13 protein-coding genes, 1 tRNA gene and 2 pseudogenes are annotated in these 17,760 nt (G+C 57.7%); 9 read left to right on the forward strand and 7 right to left on the reverse strand.

Features of this window, described 5'->3' with window-relative positions; translation table 11 throughout:
* Window positions 1–140: 140 nt before the first annotated feature.
* Both ACKXF7_RS02400 and ACKXF7_RS02405 read left to right on the forward strand, forming a co-directional pair.
* Window positions 141–551 carry a holo-ACP synthase gene (locus ACKXF7_RS02400; RefSeq protein WP_249237964.1) on the forward strand — a complete coding sequence of 137 codons (411 nt, stop codon included), beginning with the start codon at window positions 141–143 and terminating at the stop codon, window positions 549–551.
* 123 nt (window positions 552–674) lie between these two features.
* Window positions 675–1,027, forward strand: a pseudogene (locus tag ACKXF7_RS02405) (type II toxin-antitoxin system PemK/MazF family toxin).
* A 128-nt stretch (window positions 1,028–1,155) separates the two neighbouring features.
* Here the strand turns inward: ACKXF7_RS02405 and asnA are convergent.
* The gene (gene asnA / locus ACKXF7_RS02410) at window positions 1,156–2,169 is read right to left on the reverse strand and encodes an aspartate--ammonia ligase (RefSeq protein WP_339395444.1); all 1,014 of its coding nucleotides are present in this window, start codon (window positions 2,167–2,169) and stop codon (window positions 1,156–1,158) included.
* Between the two features lie 272 nt (window positions 2,170–2,441).
* On the opposite strand from asnA, the gene ACKXF7_RS02415 reads away from it, so the two are divergent.
* Window positions 2,442–3,893, forward strand: coding sequence for an aminoacyl-histidine dipeptidase (locus ACKXF7_RS02415; RefSeq protein ID WP_423742029.1), 1,452 nt, complete (start codon window positions 2,442–2,444; stop codon window positions 3,891–3,893).
* Window positions 3,894–4,082: 189 nt separating this feature from the next.
* On the opposite strand, the pseudogene ACKXF7_RS02420 reads toward ACKXF7_RS02415, so the two are convergent.
* Window positions 4,083–5,181: pseudogene (locus tag ACKXF7_RS02420) on the reverse strand (dipeptide epimerase).
* A 135-nt stretch (window positions 5,182–5,316) separates the two neighbouring features.
* On the opposite strand from ACKXF7_RS02420, the gene ACKXF7_RS02425 reads away from it, so the two are divergent.
* Window positions 5,317–6,480 (forward strand): DUF819 domain-containing protein, encoded by a 1,164-nt coding sequence (locus ACKXF7_RS02425; RefSeq protein WP_423742030.1) that lies wholly within the window; start codon window positions 5,317–5,319, stop codon window positions 6,478–6,480.
* Between the two features lie 175 nt (window positions 6,481–6,655).
* Here ACKXF7_RS02425 and cysK read toward each other — a convergent pair whose 3' ends face one another.
* Entirely contained in the window at window positions 6,656–7,588 is a 933-nt protein-coding gene (cysK, locus tag ACKXF7_RS02430) for a cysteine synthase A (RefSeq protein ID WP_423742031.1), read from the reverse strand.
* Window positions 7,589–7,809: 221 nt separating this feature from the next.
* Between cysK and ACKXF7_RS02435 the strand changes: the two genes are divergently transcribed.
* The 3 genes from ACKXF7_RS02435 (at window position 7,810) to ACKXF7_RS02445 (ending at window position 9,481) form a co-directional block, all read left to right on the forward strand.
* Window positions 7,810–8,241 carry an RrF2 family transcriptional regulator gene (locus ACKXF7_RS02435; protein ID WP_249237959.1) on the forward strand — a complete coding sequence of 144 codons (432 nt, stop codon included), beginning with the start codon at window positions 7,810–7,812 and terminating at the stop codon, window positions 8,239–8,241.
* A 240-nt stretch (window positions 8,242–8,481) separates the two neighbouring features.
* Complete coding sequence (locus ACKXF7_RS02440) at window positions 8,482–8,793, forward strand: CidA/LrgA family protein (protein ID WP_418265425.1); 312 nt, start codon at window positions 8,482–8,484, stop codon at window positions 8,791–8,793.
* A complete protein-coding gene (locus ACKXF7_RS02445) occupies window positions 8,774–9,481 on the forward strand; it encodes an LrgB family protein (protein ID WP_249237956.1) in 708 nt (235 codons plus the stop codon). Before ACKXF7_RS02440 ends, ACKXF7_RS02445 begins: the two co-directional genes overlap by 20 nt.
* Window positions 9,482–9,879: 398 nt before the next feature.
* Here the strand turns inward: ACKXF7_RS02445 and ACKXF7_RS02450 are convergent, their stop codons facing one another.
* On the reverse strand, window positions 9,880–11,790 hold the full coding sequence (locus ACKXF7_RS02450) for a hypothetical protein (protein WP_423742032.1): 1,911 nt from the start codon (window positions 11,788–11,790) through the stop codon (window positions 9,880–9,882).
* 7 nt (window positions 11,791–11,797) lie between these two features.
* Window positions 11,798–13,897, reverse strand: a complete 2,100-nt coding sequence (locus ACKXF7_RS02455) for an efflux RND transporter permease subunit (RefSeq protein WP_423742033.1) — start codon at window positions 13,895–13,897, stop codon at window positions 11,798–11,800.
* Window positions 13,898–14,152: 255 nt separating this feature from the next.
* Here ACKXF7_RS02455 and ACKXF7_RS02460 point away from each other — a divergent pair, with 255 nt between their 5' ends.
* Window positions 14,153–14,755, forward strand: coding sequence for a TetR/AcrR family transcriptional regulator (locus tag ACKXF7_RS02460; RefSeq protein WP_423742034.1), 603 nt, complete (start codon window positions 14,153–14,155; stop codon window positions 14,753–14,755).
* Window positions 14,756–14,822: 67 nt separating this feature from the next.
* A tRNA-Val gene (locus ACKXF7_RS02465) sits at window positions 14,823–14,898 on the forward strand.
* Between the two features lie 199 nt (window positions 14,899–15,097).
* Here ACKXF7_RS02465 and ACKXF7_RS02470 read toward each other — a convergent pair.
* Both ACKXF7_RS02470 and ACKXF7_RS02475 read right to left on the reverse strand, forming a co-directional pair.
* A complete protein-coding gene (locus ACKXF7_RS02470) occupies window positions 15,098–16,393 on the reverse strand; it encodes a GLUG motif-containing protein (protein WP_423742035.1) in 1,296 nt (431 codons plus the stop codon).
* A 78-nt stretch (window positions 16,394–16,471) separates the two neighbouring features.
* Window positions 16,472–17,452: a helix-turn-helix transcriptional regulator gene (locus ACKXF7_RS02475; RefSeq protein WP_423742036.1), complete on the reverse strand. Its 981-nt coding sequence runs from the start codon at window positions 17,450–17,452 to the stop codon at window positions 16,472–16,474.
* Window positions 17,453–17,760 lie beyond the last annotated feature (308 nt).

Here is a 17,760-nt window from a genome sequence, read left to right on the forward strand (position 1 = left end):
ACTACGTTCATTGTACACGAATTGCGGGGAAACTTCAAGATAAACGGACCGGATTTGCACAGTTTGCATAAAATTTCCGGTTCAGATTTTGCAGGCTGACGGCCTGCAGCGCCGCAAATGCGGCAGAAGGAGGCCTTTTTATGCTGTATGGCATCGGCTGCGACCTGTGCGAGCTGGCACATCTGGAAAAAAGCCTTACCGGCGCACATGCTGCGGCCTTTGTCCGCCGGGTCTACGGCGAGGCCGAGCGTGCCGCTCTCGGGCTGGACGCTCCCCTCCCCGCCGGGCGCAGCGCAGCCCACCGGCTGGCCAGTGCTGCCGCCAACTTTGCCGCCAAGGAAGCCTTTTTAAAGGCAGCAGGCACCGGCCTGCGGGAGCCCTTTTCGCTTTGCGAGATCGAAGCCATCCGGCAGGAAAACGGCGCACCGGCCTATCGCTTCAGCGGAAGGACGGCAGAATGGGTGCAGGCCCGCAGCCTGACCGCCCGGCTCTCCCTGAGCCATGAAGGCGGCATGGCGCTGGCGTTCTGTACACTGGAAACGGAAACCTGAGCCGCTTCTGTGCATACAATGGAATATCCCCCGTGCTTTCTGCTCATACTGAGAGCAGACGAACGATGCGCCGGACGCATCACATAGCGGGGCGCATCCTCCAAATGCAGGGAGGGAGATTCCATGGAGGTACACAGAGGAGAAGTTTTTTACGCGGATCTTTCGCCGGTGGTGGGGTCCGAGCAGGGCGGCGTGCGGCCGGTGCTCGAATCGTGCAGAACGAGATCGGCAACCGGCACAGCCCCACCGTCATTGCAGCGGCCATTACATCCCGGCTGGACAAAGCCCGCCTGCCCACCCACATCAACATCCGGGCGGCGGACACCGGCCTTGCCAAGGACAGCGTGGTGCTGCTGGAGCAGATCCGCACGCTGGATAAGCACCGCCTGCGGGAGCGGGCCGGGCAGATCACGCCGGAAGACCAGAAACGGGTGGATCAGGCTCTGGATGTCAGTCTCGGACTCACGTCCTATTGAGCGTCTGCCGGGAAGTGAAATCGTATACAAAGCAAAAAGACCCGGGATCTTTTCGAGCCATTTCGGCCCTGAAAGATCCCGGGTCTTATACGATCTTTTTTCAGCAGGCAGTCCTGTGGACGGAACGCTTACAGCAGCGGAATGCCCGCCTTGGCGCAGGCCTCACGGGTGGCAGCGTCCCAGACGCTGGCCTGCACCTCGCCGATGTGGGCGCTGCCCAGCAGCAGCATGCACAGACGGCTCTGGCCGATGCCGCCGCCGATGGAGTAGGGCAGCTCACCGTTCAGCACGGCCTTGTGGAAGGGCAGAGCACGGCGGTCATCGCAGCCGGCCATGGTCAGCTGTTTGTCCATGCTCTCGGGGCTGACGCGGATGCCCATGCTGCTCAGCTCGTAGCTGCACTGCAGCGGGTCGTTCCAGAACAGCAGGTCGCCGTTCAGATCCCAGTCGTCGTAGTCGGGGGCACGGCCGTCATGGGGCTTGCCGCTCTTGAGCGGAGCGCCGATCTTCATCAGGAAGGTGGTGCCGTTCTCCTTCACAAAGGCGTTCTCGCGCTCCTTCGGGGTCAGATCGGGATACTTGTCCTCCAGCTCCTGGGTGGTGATGAAGGTGACGTTGGGGCTGTGCAGCGGCAGCTCCTGCAGCTGGGGGAACATGGCGTGCAGGTTCATCTCGGTGGCGCAGACGGCAGACACGATGGAGCGCACCACGCTCTTCAGGTATGCTTCGCTGCGGTCCTCCAGACGGATCGCCTTTTCCCAGTCCCACTGATCCACATAGACGGAGTGCAGGTTGTCCAGCTCTTCATCCCGGCGGATGGCGTTCATATCGCAGTACAGGCCCTTGCCCACATGGAAGTCGTAGTCCTTCAGAGCTTTGCGCTTCCACTTTGCCAGCGACTGCACCACCTGTGCCTCAATGCCGCTGTCCTTGATATCAAAGGTGACCTTGCGCTCCACGCCGTTCAGGTCGTCGTTCAGGCCGGTGGACGCCTCCAGAAACAGCGGAGCGGACACGCGGTACAGGTTCAGCGTGGCGCACAGAGTGTCGGCAAACAGGCGCTTGACCGTGCCGATGGCGCGCTGGGTGTCGTACAGGTTCAGCGCAGGCGTGTAGTTTGCAGGAATGATGGTCTTGCTCATAAAGGATACCCCTCTTCTTGTTGGATTCCGGCCCTGCTTTCCCGGTACAGGGCGCAGTTTTTGAACCAAAAAATACTGGCTCCATTATGGCACATTTTCTTATGAAAGTAAAGTGAGGCGGCAAAAAAAGAGTACCCCGCGCAAGCCGCAGGAGCATCCCCGGTTTTGAGGGCACACGTTACGACTCAGAATTTAGTGATTGTGTCCGGCCCCGGAATCTGCTAGAATACAAAAAGGAAGTTTTTTCACTATATTATAAGGAGTGGGTCATTATGGGCGTATTAACCAACCTGGAACCGGCATCGGTTTTTCATTATTTTGAAGAGATCTGCAGCATCCCGCACACCTCTCATCACGAAAAGGCGCTGAGCGACTACTGCGTGCAGTTTGCAAAGGCACACGGCCTTGCCTGTCGTCAGGACGAAATGGGCAATGTGCTCATCAAGGCACCGGCCACGCCGGGCTACGAGAACCAGCCTGCCCTGATCCTGCAGGGTCATCTGGACATGGTGGGCGACAAGACCGCCGCCTGCCCGCTGGATCTGGAAAAGGATGCCATCCAGCTGGTGGTGGACGGCGATTATGTCCGCGCCGAGGGCACTACACTGGGCGGCGACGACGGCATTGCCGTGGCCTACGCACTGGCTGTGCTGGACGCAAAGGACATCCCCCACCCTGCGCTGGAGGTCGTGCTGACCGTCTGCGAGGAGGTGGGCCTGCTGGGTGCATCTGCCATGGAGCTTTCCGATCTGGAAGGTCGCCTGCTCATCAACATCGACTCGGAGGAAGAGGGGGTGCTGACCGCAGGCTGTGCAGGTGGACGCCGCGTTGAATGCCATCTGCCCGTCACCCGTGCAACTGTGACCGGCACCGCCGTAAAGGCAGACGTGACCGGCCTTGTGGGCGGGCACTCCGGCACCGAGATCCACAAGGGCCGCGCCAACGCCATCGCCCTGCTGGGCCGCTGGCTGACCCTGCTGACCGAAAACGGCGTGGACTACACGGTGCTGGCCCTTTCCGGCGGTGCAAAGGAGAATGTCATCCCCAAGGAAAGCAGCGTCACACTGGTGCTGCCCACCGGCATCACGGAGGGCGTCCGTGCTGCCTCTGCCCAGTTTGCCGCTCAAATGAAGGCCGAATACGGCACGGCCGACCCGGAGATCTGTCTGCAGCTCACCGAACAGGGCTGCGGCGGGTATCAGGCACTGGACGGTGCTTCTGTCCAGCGGCTGCGCAAGGCCCTGCTCCTGATGCCATGGGGCGTGCAGGCCATGAGCATGGATGTGCCGGGCCTTGTGGAGACCTCGCTGAACCTCGGCGTTGCCGAACTGGACGACAGCGAAGCCATCCTGCGCTTTTCCCTGCGCAGCTCGGTGCCCTCGGCGAAGGAGCTGCTGAGCTGCAAGCTGCAGACCCTGACCGAGCTGCTGGGCGGCACCGTGCGGTTCCACGGCGACTATCCCGCTTGGACCTACGCCCGCGAAAGCGCCCTGCGCGACCGCTGCGTTGCTATGTACGAGGCACAGTACGGTGCAAAGCCCCAGATCGTTGCCATTCATGCAGGTCTGGAATGCGGTATCCTCTCGGGCAAGATCGACGGGCTGGACTGCATCTCCTTTGGCCCGAACCTGCTGCATGTCCACACCCCCAATGAGCGCGCCGATATTGCATCGGTGGCCCGCGTGTGGGAGTACCTGAAGGCTATTCTGGCTTACAAAGCATAACGGCCCAAAACACAAAACGGCACCTGCGGAACTAGCAGGTGCCGTTTTGTGTATAACTCCCTCAGGCACGGCTCACGCCGCACCAGCTCCCTCAATGAGGGAGCCTCCGGCGAAAAGATAAAGTTTTCCGCTCGGCCAAAGCCTCCCTCCTTGAGGGAGGTGGCATTGCGAAGCAATGACGGAAGGAGTTTAGTCCAGATACCGGATCTTGCCCGGTTCGATGCCCTTGATGCCGAGGCCCGGCTCGTTGGAAACCGTGATCTCCTTTTCGTTGAACACGGCACCGCCGAGGATGGGGTCCTCGCTGCACAGCACGGGGCCGTCCAGATCCACGCGGGTGATCAATCTGCTTTGCGCAGGCCAGATGCACGGCGGCATTCACGCTGATCTTTGCTTCCAGCATACAGCCGATCATGCACTCCACACCGTACACCTCGGCGGCAGATGCGATCTTGAGGGCGTTGTACAGGCCGCCGCACTTCATCAGCTTGATGTTCACAAGGTCTGCGGCTCCCATCTGCATAATGGTCAGTGCGTCCTGCGGGGAGAACACGCTCTCGTCTGCCAGCACCGGCACATAGGAGCGCTCGGTGACGTACTTCAGGCCGTCAAAATCGTGGGCCTTGACCGGCTGCTCCACGAATTCGAGGTCCAGTCCCCGCTCCTGCATCCCGTTCAGGATGCGCACGGCCTCTTTCGGGGTCCAGCCCTGATTGGCGTCGATGCGGATGCAGGTCTCCTTGGGCACGGCGGCACGGATGGCGCTCAGGCGGGCGATATCCTTTTCCGGCTCCTTGCCCACCTTGACCTTCAGGCAGTCGTAACCGCGCTGGATGGCGTTCTGCGCGTCCCGCACCATCTCTTCAGGGTCGTTGACGCTGATGGTGATGTCCGTGACGATGGACTTCTTTGCGCCGCCCATCAGCTTGTACACGGGGATCTTGTACAGCTGGCCGTACAGGTCCCACAGGGCCATATCCACAGCAGCCTTGGCACTGGTGTTCTTCTGGATGCAGGCATTCAGGGCGATCATCAGGTCCTCAAAGTCGTCCACATCGCGGCCGATGATGGTCTTTGCGATGTGGTCGCGGATGGCACCGATGATGGCACCCGTGGTATCGCCGGTGATCACGCCGGTAGGAGGTGCTTCACCGTAACCCACCGCGCCGGTGTCGGTGTGGATCTCCACGATGACATCCTCCACGCTGCTGACCGAGCGCAGCGCCGTTTTGAAGGGCACACGCAGCGGCACGGAGATCAATCCGAGACGTACTTCCGTAATTTTCATACAAAACCTACCCCTTTCGAATAAAAAAATATTGCCAGATTCTATGATCTATGATAACATTGTATACGAAGTTGTCGATGTTGTAAAGACAATTGTCCGTGAAAAAATCGTAAAAAAGGAAAGGGGTCCGGAATTATGATCACCAATGGTTTCACCTATATTGCGGTGCTGATCTTCATTGCCGCAATGCTGGTATGGCTCCAGCGCTATACCAAATCGAAGTTCTTCGACTACGCACCTCCCATCGTTCTGCTGTATCTCATCACCATGATCCTCTGCACGCTGGGTGCATGGGACATGGAGGCCACCAAGCCTGCCTACTCCGTGCTGAAAAACAACCTGCTGTATGCAATGATCTTCCTGATGCTGCTGCGCTGCGACATCCGCAAGATCATCAAGCTGGGTCCCAAGATGCTGGGCGGCTTCTTTGCCGCTTCCGTCTCCATCTCGCTGGCCTTCATTGCCACCTTCGCCATCATGAAGGGGCCCCTTGGCTCCGAAGCATGGAAGGCGCTGGGCGCTCTGTGCGGCAGCTGGATGGGCGGCTCCGGCAACATGATCGCCGTGCAGGCTGCGCTGGACATCGGCGAAGGTGACATGGCCTACGCACTGGTGGTGGACTCCATCGACTACTCCATCTGGGTCATGTTCCTGCTGTGGGCCATCAATCTGGCTCCCAAGTTCAACAAGTGGGTCAAGGCCGATACCACCACGCTGGACGAAGTGTCCCGCCGTCTGGAAGAGGACGCAAAGGCCAACGAGGACAAGGCCAGCTTTGTCAACCTGATTTTCCTGCTGGGTCTGGCTCTGGTGATCTCCGCCTTCGGTCAGGACATCGGCGCAACCCTGAACAGCGCAATGCCCTTCCTGGACAAGGCCACCTGGACCGTCCTGCTCATCACGCTGTCCGGCCTGATCGGCGCTGTCACCCCCGTGGGCCGCATGGCAGGCAGCACCGAGCTGTCCAACCTGCTGCTGTACTCTGTGGTGGCTCTGCTTGCCTCCCGCGCAAGCTTCCTGGAGCTGACCGATGCACCCGCATGGATCCTGGCAGGCTTTATGATCCTTGCCATCCACGGCATCGTTCTGGTGCTGCTGGCAAAGATCTTCCATCTGGATATGTTCACCTGCGGCGTGGCATCTCTGGCAAACATCGGCGGTTCCGCATCTGCTCCCATTCTGGCCGGTGCCTACAGCGGCGCTCTGGTGCCCGTTGGCGTTCTGATGGCTCTGATGGGTTACGTTATCGGCACGGCAGGCGGCCTGATCACCGCAAACATCATGTCGCTGCTGGCATAATGTTCTCCGGCTTATAACGCAGTCCGTGGCCGTTGAAACCAACACGCGGCCTCAGTTTACAACAAAAAAAGAGATAGGCGGCCCCTTCCGGGGAAGCCTATCTCTTTTTTATCGGGACTGTTTTGCAGTCGTCCCTTTTATCTCGTCCGCGCAGGACCGGGACGGTCCCGGAGCATCACTCTGCAAACAGCGGAGTGGAAAGATAACGGTCGCCGGTATCGGGCAGCAGGACCACGATGTTCTTACCGGCATTCTCCGGGCGCTTTGCCAGCTGCAGCGCAGCATATACGGCGGCACCGGAGGAAATGCCCACCAGAACGCCTTCCTTGTGGCCGATCAGACGTCCGGTGGCAAAGGCGTCATCGTTCTCCACCGCGATGACCTCGTCATACACCTTGGTGTCCAGCACGTCCGGCACAAAGCCTGCGCCGATGCCCTGGATCTTGTGCGCACCTGCAACGCCCTTGCTCAGCACGGGAGAAGAGGCAGGCTCCACGGCAACCACCTTGACGTCCGGGTTCTTGCTCTTCAGGTACTGGCCCACGCCGGTGACGGTGCCGCCGGTGCCGACGCCGGCCACGAAGATGTCCACCTTGCCATCGGTATCCTCCCAGATCTCGGGGCCGGTGGTCTCGATGTGTGCCTGCGGATTGGCCGGATTCACGAACTGGCCGGGGATGAAGGAATCGGGGATCTCCTTTGCCAGCTCATCTGCCTTGGCAATGGCACCCTTCATACCCTTTGCGCCTTCGCTGAGCACCAGTTCTGCACCATAGGCCTTCATCAGCTGGCGGCGCTCCACGCTCATGGTCTCGGGCATCACGATGATGATGCGGTAGCCCTTGGCTGCAGCTACAGCCGCCAGACCGATGCCGGTGTTGCCGGAGGTTGGCTCGATGATGACGGAGCCTTCCTTCAGCAGGCCCTTTTCCTCGGCATCATCGATCATCTTTTTGGCGATGCGGTCCTTGACGGAACCGGCCGGATTGAAGTATTCCAGCTTGGCAATGATATGGGCAGACAGCTGCTGCTCCTTTTCGATGTGGGTCAGCTCCAGCAGCGGAGTATGACCGATCAGCTGATCTGCGGCAGTATAAATCTTGCTCATTGTAGTTTCCTCCCTGATACAGTTACGGGCACATGTGCCCTGCCGGATGACCCGGTTCTAAATCCTTTATACCAACATTGTTTGTGGGTTTGATGGTATTATAGTCTCCCTTGGGTCGCTTGTCAATGGATTTTTTGAAAAAAGTGGGATTGAAATATTATTTACCCTGTTGTATAATAGGTTAAAATTCAATTTATAACCAGCAAAGGAAGTACCGTATTATGATCGTGTCCACCAAAGGGCGCTATGCACTGCGCGTGATGATCGACCTTGCCGAACATCAGTCCGAAAAATATGTTCCCCTCAAAGAAGTCGCCGCCCGTCAGGAGATCTCGGAGAAGTATCTGGAAAACATCCTCAAGGTGCTGGTGCAGAACGGCTTTTTGGAGGGCCTGCGCGGCAAGGGCGGCGGCTACCGCCTGACCCGCAGCCCGGACCAGTACACCGTAGGCGAGATCCTGATGCTGACCGAAGGAAGTCTGGCCCCGGTGTCCTGCCTGACCCCCGGTGCGGCCTCCTGCTCCCGCATGGCCAACTGCCGCACCTATGAAATGTGGAAGGGCCTGAACGACCTGATCTCCAACTACTTCGGCAATATCACTCTGGCCGATCTGGCCCTGCCCGATCAGGCCGGGAACGATTATGTGATCTGAGAAAGCTCTGCCATCGGCGCACCGTTTCTGCGGTGCGCCTTTTTTTGCACAGTTCTGGGAAAAATGTGCAATTTTTCTTATCCAGAATCACGGTTGATGGTTTGGAGCTCCTGCGGTATACTTTACATTCGATGTGACTTTTTACACTTTTACCCGAGGAAGGAGCGTTTTGCTACGAAATACATTTTTCAGTTTGCACGCATTCTTGCGTTTTGCTTTTTAGGTGAGATCCTTCACTGTGTGCTGCCCCTGCCGGTGCCGGCCAGCGTGTACGGGCTGGTGCTTTTGCTGCTGGCTTTGAACTTCCGGCTGATCAAGCTGGAGGACGTAAAAGAGGTGGGTACCTACCTCACCGGCATCTTCCCGCTGCTGTTCGTGCCCGCTGCCGCCGGTGTGATGGAGCTGTGGGCAGAAATGGGCGAAATGCTGCTGCCCATCCTCATTGCCATCATCCCGGTGACGGTGCTGGTGATGGTAAGCGCAGGCAAGACCACGCAGGCCCTGAGCGGCCGCAAAAACAAGGAGGCCGACAATGACGCAGCTGCTGAATGATTTTCTGTCCGGCTCTGCCGCATGGGGCGTGCTGCTCACACTGGCCGCTTTTGCGCTGGGCGCCCTCATCAATAAGCTGACCGGCAAGGCCATCTTCAACCCGCTGCTGCTGGGCAGCATTTTTGTCATCGTGTTTCTTTCGGTGTGCAAGATTCCGTATGCGGACTATAAGATCAGCGCAGCACCGGTGAATTACCTGCTGCTGCCCGCCACGGTGGCACTGGCCATCCCGCTGTATGAGAAGATCGACCTGCTGAAAGAGAATGCCGCCGCCATCATCGCGGGCATTTCAGTGGGCACGCTGGTGAGCCTTGGCAGCGCGCTGGCGCTGGCACTGGCGCTGGACCTGACCCGGGAGCAGTATGCCACCCTGCTGCCCAAATCCGTGACCACCGCCATCAGCATGGATGTGGCCGCAGAGCTGGGCGGCATTGCGGCGCTGACCGGTGCCATCGTGATCGTCACCGGCATCGTGGGTGCCCTGCTGGCCGAGACTGTGTGCAAGCTGTTCCATATCACCGACCCCATTGCCAAGGGCGTGGGCATCGGCACTGCGGCCCATGCCGTGGGCACCAGCAAGGCCCTGCAGATGGGCGAGGTGGAAGGTGCCATGAGCGGCCTTTCCATTGCCGTGGCCGGTGTGCTGACCGCCGTGCTCTGCCCGGTGTTCGTGAATCTGATCAATTAAACGATTTAAAATGGCCTCCGCGTTCGCTCTGCAACAGCGACGACCGCTGCCAGCAGCAGAAACAGGAAGGAGCTGTTGGGGCCGCGGCCTGCAAGATGCGAGTGCCGTCCAAGGCACGAAGCAGCTGCAGGGAGCCGCAACCCGAATATATCAGCGGAAAATTTTTTGATATTGCAGATCAGCCAGGCCTGCGGGCCTGGCTGATCTGCTTTTTCACGAAAGGGGCCGGAAAGGAAAACGTCCTCTGCCTGCGCAGGCTCTCTGCCGGAGCAGCTGTGTGGAAGGAAGAAGCTGACATAAAATGGTTCCAAAGCAGAAGCCCCCGGCTGCGAATTGCAGCCGGGGGCTTCTGCTTCTCTATGAAAAGAGGTTCATCATGAGTTCTCGGAAATGGCTTATCAGAACTTGAACAGGTTCACGATGCGCTGCCACAGACGGGTGAAGATGTTGCCTTCCTTCACGGTCTCGGTCTCGGCTGCAGCAACGTCCACAGAGGCAGCCGTCTCGGCAGTCTTATAGACGAACTTGACGCTGCTCTCGGCGTCATCCGGTGCACCGGCAAAGCTGGTGTAGTCGTTCAGGCGGTCGGTCATCTCGTCCAGCACGGTCTTCAGACCATGGAGCTGATCCTGATCCAGCGCGCCGGTCAGCTTGGAGATGCCTTCCTCGTTGAACTGGTTCAGGCCGTCGTTCAGCCGGCCTGCGCCGTCATTCAACTGGCCTGCACCGGTGTTCAGGGTGTTCACGCCGTCATACAGGGTCTTGGTACCTGCGGCCAGCTGAGCGCTGCCATCCTTTGCGGAGTGGGCACCGTCCGCAGCGGTCTGCACGCCTGCGGTGTACTGGTTCACGCTGGAAACAAAGAACTGGATCTTGGAAAGGCTGTCCTTCAGGGCGCGGACATCGGCCATATCCTGACTGTTCTCCACCTGATACTTCAGCTCGGCCTTGGCGGTGTTCTTGGCATCCTCGCTGGTCAGCAGCTGCACCAGACCGCACAGCATGGAGGGGTCGTAGTTCTGCATCAGCTTGAGGGCTGCTTCCAGATCGTGGTTCGTCTTGGTCGCGGACAGGTACAGGGCCAGATCCAGCTGGCTGTCCTTGAAGCTGGGAGCCTGCTCCCACACGGTGCGCACGATCTTGCGGCGTCCGGCAGCGAGGGTCTTATCGTTCATGGTGAGGATGTTGTCGATCACAGCCTCGTAGTCCGACCATGTCATGTCCTCGTCGATCAGGCCGCCTTCCTTCAGGGTCTTGTTGGCAGAAGCCAGCACACCGTCCGCCACCTGCTGCGCACCGGCGTTCAGTGCGGAATTATTGGCACTCAGGGTGTCCAGACCGTTGGTCAGCTGGCCAAGGCCGTTGTCCAGAGCAGCAGCGCCGTTGTTCAGGGTGTTGGCACCGTCCAGCAGGGCCAGAACACCGTTTGCCAGCTGAGAGGTGCCGTCCACCAGCTGGGAAGCGCCGTCCATGAGCTGGCTCATGGCGTCGTTCAGCTGGTTGATGCCGTCGGTCAGGTCGTTGATGCTGCTCAGGTCGAACACATTGCTCGTGCCCAGAGCGGCCGTGCTGGTAGCGCAGGCCACCATGACCTGCGGGCAGGTCAGCTCGGTGACATCTGCCTCAACGGTAACGGTATCCTGCAGATAATCTTCGATGCTGTCCACCTCATCGGGCAGCAGGCCGGACAGGGAATCCTTCACGCCCGGCAGGGTGACAAAGGCGGCAACACTGCTCTTGGCGGCGCTCTCGACCATGCCGTGTTCTGCGGTCACGTTGGAAGCATCCCCGCCAAGAATAACGCCCACAGCGGTGATCAGCGGGGTGACGATGGTGCGGTCCTTACCGTTCACGTTCACGGTGCCGGTCTCATTGTTCTTCAGGGCAACGGTCACGGTCAGATGGCCGCTCTTACCGATGAGGTCTTCCAGCGCAGCTTCCTGCCCGTCCAGAGCGTAGGTCACCTTCACATCGATGGGCAGGGCCTTGTCGGTATTGCCCTTGTAGTAAACATCGGTGTCCTCGGTGTTCCAGACCAGCTCTTCGCCGTTCTGGGTGAACTCGGCATCGCTCTCGGTGTTCTGGATGTCGGTCAAGGTGGTCTTGTCGGTGACGCTGGACAGGCCGGAGGCGCTGTACAGGTGCTCGCTGACGGTGGTGTTCTTGATGGAGCCGTCGCCGTTCATCACGGCATAGACGGTCTCGGATTTGGAAAAGCTGCTCTTACCAGCTGCAAATGCAGGCATGGCGCAGCCTGCGGCGAGTGTCAGAGCCAGCGCCGCACTGGCGAAACGAAGCGATTTTTTCATAACGCAATTACTCCTTTTCAGACTTCTTGGCGTTGGCGGATTCGGGTATCATCCACTTGAGGGTGGTGTGGCGGATGATCCAGTCGCACAGCATCAGGGCTGCGGGCAGCATCACCAGAATGACCACCATGCTGATCAGTGCGCCGCGGGAGATCAGCAGGCAGATGCTCTTCAGCAGCTCCATCTTACTGATGGCAGCCACACCGACGGTGGCGGCAAAGAAGGTCAGGCCGCTGGTCAGGATGGACTGGCTGCAGTGCTCCAGCGACTGCTGGGCGGCTTCCTTCGGGGTGCGGCCAAAAGCGCGCTCCTCGTGGTAACGGGTGGTCATCAGGATGGAGTAGTCCACGGTAGCACCCAGCTGGATGGTGCCGATGACGATGCTGGCAATGAAGGGCAGCTGCGTACCGGTGAAGTACGGGATGCCCATGTTGATGGCGATGGCGGCTTCAATGCTGGCCACCAGCAGCGCCGGGATGGAAATGCTCTTGAAGGAAATGGCGATGATGACCAGAACGGCCATGATGGACCAGACGTTGACGTTCTTGAAGTCCACATCTGCCACTTCGATCAGGTCCTTGGTCATGGCACCCTCGCCGGTAATGACGCCCTCAGGGTCTACGTTCTTGATCAGGCCGATCATCTCGTCCAGCTGGTTGTTGATGGCATCCGTGCCGGTCTTATAGGAGCTGTTGGCCAAAATCAGCTTGTAGCCGCCGGACTGCAGAATCTCCATAATGCTGTCGGGCAGCAGCTCGGTCTGGAAGCCCGGGCCGGTGATGGAATCCAGACTCACGACCTGCGTAATGCCGTCCACGTCCTTGAGTTCATCGCACAGGTCGCTCACCTCAGTGGCGGTCAGGTCGTCATGCACCAGAATAAAGTGGCTGGTGGTCATGCCGAAGTCCTCGCCCAGCTTGTTGGTGCCCACGATACCGGTCAGGTCCTGCGGCAGGGAGTCAAACAGGGTGTAGTACACCTCGGTCTTGTTCTGCGCGATGACAAAGGGGATGAGGACGAGGATAAAGACGACCACGATGGGCACCGAGTGGTTGGAAACAAAGTAGCTGAGCTTTTTCAGCTTGGGGATCACGGTGCGGTGCTTGTACTTTTCCACCCATTTATCAAAGGTAAGGATCAGGGAGGGCAGGATGACCACGGTGCAGATAACGCCGAGGGCAACGCCCTTTGCCATGACAAGGCCGATATCGCGGCCCAGCGTCAGACGCATGGCACACAGTGCAAGGAAGCCTGCAATGGTGGTCAGGCTGGAAGCGGAGATGGAAGTCATGGTCTTGCAGATGGCGCTGGTCATGGCCTCCTCGTTAGAGGAGCGCAGCTCCTTTTCTTCCTGATAGCGGTGCAGCAGGAAGATGGAGAAGTCCATCGTGACGCCCAGCTGCAGCACGGTGGCCAGTGCTTCGGTGATGTAGCTGATCTGGCCCAGAAAGATGTTGGTGCCGAAGTTGTACGCAATGGGGAACAAAAGGCCCAGCATGAACAGCAGCGGGGTGATGGTGCTTTCCAGCGAAAGGAACAGCACCAGCAGGCTGGCACCCACAGCGATCAGGATGTACATGGGCATTTCCTGATTGACCAGTGCCTTGGTGTCCTGCAGGATGACGCTCATACCGCCGAAGAAGCAGTCCTTGCGCAGCACCTTTTCGATCTGAGCGACGGCTTCCATGGTCTCGTCGCTGGCGCTGGGAGCGTCAAAGCGGACGATTAGCATGGTGGAATCGTTCTTGCCGAACATGAACTGCTGCACATCGGCGGGCAGCATCTCGGTGGGAATGCTGGGGTCGATCACATCGCTGAGCCAGAAGGTCTGGGTGACGCCGGGAACGGCTTCGATATCCTTCTTCATGGCGATGAGCTCGTTTGTGGGCAGGCCCTCTACCGTGATCATACCGGTGGAGGCCAGATGGAAATCGTCCTCAAGGGCTACCTCGCCGATCATGGAATCCAGATCCTGCGGCAGGTAGGTGAGGATGTCATAGTTGATGCGGGTGGCGATCGCGCCGATCGCGGAAGGGATCAACAGCAGGAATGCTACTGTCAGGATCAGCTTGCGCAACCGCACGATGCCCTGTGCGATCTTTTTCATGAGAACCCTCCATAGAAAGTGGTTTGGTTAAAGAATCTTAGTAAAATGACTCTCGGTCATTTCTAAGCAAAATCTATTATAATCATGCCGGACCGGGTGTCAAGAATAAAAAATGACCAAAGGTCAGTTTTCTTATCAACTGCCTGAAATTGTATAAGAATTGGCCCTTGCGCTATCCTTCCGGGACTGCTAAAATATTGATACAGCACGAATGAACGAGAGAAAACAAGAGGAAAAGAGGAATCGTCAGGGACTATGGGTACCGTCGAGGGCAAAAAGCAGGAGAAGCGCCGGGCGCTGCTGGAGGCAGCCTATGATCTGTTTCTGGAGCGAGGTGCCGCAAAAACCAGCGTGGAGGACATCACCAGCCGGGCCAAGGTGGCCAAGGGCACCTTTTATCTGTATTTTCAGGATAAAGGTGCGGTGATGCAGGCGCTGCTGGGCCGGGTGAGCTACCAGCTGCTGAGCGACGCGTGCGAAGCGGTGGAAAAGCAGACAGAGCTCGAAAACTTCCCGGACAAGATGGTGGCGGTGATCGACCGCATCATCGAAGCGCTGCGGAAGGATACGCTGGTGCTCAAGTTTCTGGAGCACAACTTCATATGGCCGGGGCTGGACCAGATCGAGGCCAGCCGCGAAGCCGAGCCGCTGATGCGCAAGCTGCTGAACGTGGTGCTGACCAGCCCGGAAATGGCCGGCCGCACCGAGCGGGAGATCTACCAGCGCATCACGGCACTGGGCAGCATGTGCATGTCGGTGTGCTATTCCAGCGTGCTGGAAGGCAAGCCCGATGACATCGAGGCCATGAAGCCGGTGCTGTATGATATCGTCCGCAGGTCGCTGAAGGTGGAAAAATAAAAAATCACAGAAAAGTATTGCTTTTTTGCACAGGCTGTGGTAAACTATTCAAGTCGATATGACTTATGGACGGTTAGCTCAGCTGGTAGAGCATCTGCTTGACGTGCAGGAGGTCACAGGTTCGAGTCCTGTACCGTCCACCATACAGTTCGTACTCGAACCCGATTCTTTACGAGAAAGGGTTCGGGTACGTTTTTTGTTTATCGGAGGTTCTGCGGAAGGACTACTCGGAACGGTAAACGAGCAAAGGCAGGGTATCACTATGATAGTGGTATCCTGCCTTTTTCTTTGAAATCAAGTTATCATTGTGCGAACTTGATTGCCCTTATGGAGAAAATCATTTTACTGGTCTGCGCTTTCGTACATCTGGGTCGTTGTGCCGACCTGCTCCGTACCAGCGTTCTCGTCAATGGTCACATCGGCAGTGCAGCTTTCAATGGTGCTGCCCTCGGCGCGGCCTGCAACGGTACCGGGTGTAACGGCACCGTCAATGCTGCCCTTTACCGAGCAGTTGGTGATTTTGAAAACCGTCTCCTCACCGTAGTAGTACAGACCGGTACCCACAAGGCCGCCCACATGGGTGGCACCGTTTGCCTTGATGTTCACGGTCACATTGCAGTTGTCAATGACAGAGGGATAGTTTTTAGTGGAGAAGCCTTCCGTCTCAAGGCAGATATCCGGGTTGGAATGAGTACCCGCATAGCCGCATAAACCGCCAATGGCGTGACCGCCGTTTTCGCTCTCGATGGTCACATCAGCGGTGCAGTTGGTGATGGTGTCCATCATTTCCAGACAGCCACCGATGCCGCCCAGACCCACCGGCTCATTGCCGGTGGCTTTTACGGTGCCGGATGCGGTGCAGCTGTCGATGCTGCCGCCAAAGCTGCCGCCGACTACCAGACCGCCGCACTCGGCAATGTCTGCCTGGATGATCTGATCGGTAAAGTGATTGTCACCGATGACGACCACGGTAGCGCCCTCCACCGTGCAGTTGGTGATGGAGTTGTTGTTGCCGCCCACGATGCCGCCGACACAGTTGTTGCCGGTAATGGTGGAATCACCTTTCAGTGTGACGTTGTCTACAGAGCCCATGTTGTAGCCCACAACACCGCCAATGGCCATGGAAGTGCCTTCCGTTACTGCGACCGTGGCATTTTCCAGTGTCAGATTTTTCACCTCACCGCAGCTTACGCCGAACAGACCGGCACCGCAGTTGTAAACATTCGAAGTATAGTTCAGGTTGGAAATGGTATGGCCGTCGCCATCAAAGGAGCCGAGGAACAGGGTGGAGTGTGTTTCCATGTCGTTCATGTTGCCGATGGGAGCCCACTCGACGCCAGACAGGTCCAGATCACTGGTCAGCTTGAAGGAAACACCGGCATAGCCGCCCTGCGAGCCATCGTTGACGTTGGAAGCAAAGGTCAGCAGGGAATCTACGCTGTTGATCTGGTAGGGGTCTTCCTGCGTGCCGGAACCACCGTCATAGTTGGCGGAAACAGCAGTGGTGCTGATGGAAGAAGCTGCCGCAGAACTTGCGGCAGTGCTGCTTGCGGTACTCTGGGCGGAAGAACCTGCACAGCCTGACAGGAGAGCGGCGGCGAGGCATACGGCAATCACGCCGGTTTGAATTCGTCTCATAATGGAATATCCTTTCTTTGTTAGTTTCTTCTAACCAGAAAGTATAACAAAACAAAGACGGTCTGCCACTCCGAACCGTCAGGAAACATCCAATTCGGACGGCGAGTTTCGGAACAGAGTGGGGCTTATGCCGTATTCCTTTTTGAACGCTTCCGAAAATTTGCTAGGGTTATCATAGCCGAGTGTAGCTGCGATCTCGGTCACACTGCGGCTTGTATCCTGCAAAAGGACGCGGGCGGTCTGCATCCGGTAGGTTTTCATGTATTGATAAATGGAGCTGCCATAAACGGCTTTGAAGCAGAGCTTCATGGAAGTCTGCGCAATGCCGAACTGCCGGGAAAGCTCAGCCAATGTGTAATGGTGACTGAGATCTTGTATCATTGCATCGTGTATCGCCCGGACAGCCGTGACCTGACTGCGGGAGAAAAACTGCCGCTTTTCCGAGAAGGACTCCTGCGGTAGGTCGTTTAGGAGCATGAGCAGTTCCAGTACCTTGGCTTTCAGGTAGTGTGCCATCCGTTCCGGTGGGGCGGCATACAGCTCCGAGAAAATGTGCGCGACTTCCCGGTTGCTGCGCAGCACATAGCAGCTCTCTTCCCGGCAGAAACGCTCGGCGATGGCTTCCAAATGAATATCAAGATCGCCCATGATGGCTTCCAGAGAAGAAAGCGTCTGCTGCGCCCGCGGCAAGTCGATGGTGATGGAAATGCCGTGATAGTGCGCCAGTGGAAAACGGGTCTGCCGGGTGGTGTGGCTCAGCCGGTGAATGGACAGGTCGCCCGCACCGATATACTGATAATCGCCGTTCTGAAATTCGCACTCAAACCGCCCTTCCCGGCAGTGATTGATTTCGATGGTATCCGGCATGGGGCGTTTGTTCTGATTCTGCCCGTCCTTCATGTGAAAGTCATTGTAGAAAAGATCGATCCCCGACAGGATCGGATATTCAGAGATGAACCCTTCGCCGGTGTCGTTTTGCATCCGGTAAAGTCTGCACCCGGCAGATGCGGCCAAATGCTGCACCTCCGGGTCAAAGAAATCAATGGGACACTGCTTCATTCCAGCACCTCCTCACAGCCCTATTATAATAAATGCATGAGTTTGGAACAAGCCACACCTTTATCCATTGAATCTATAAATTCCAGCTTATAGCACGCGTTCCTAGCAGGGTTTGGGGCAGGCACGCCCCAACAAGAACACTTCGGAAACTCGCAAGAGTTGAAGAAGTGAAGTCCCGGATGGACAGGAAATTTTCAAGAACTGAAAATTTGTGGCCACGGGACGATTCTTGCTCTCAGCTAATAAGCTCAAATTCGATTTTCCGTAATTGTTTCCAAATTGTTAAAACGCATAAGCGGGCAAAGAAC

Origin of the sequence: Faecalibacterium sp. 7, from assembly GCF_049562865.1 — a bacterium.
Taxonomy (GTDB): Bacteria; Bacillota; Clostridia; order Oscillospirales; family Ruminococcaceae; genus Faecalibacterium; species Faecalibacterium wellingii.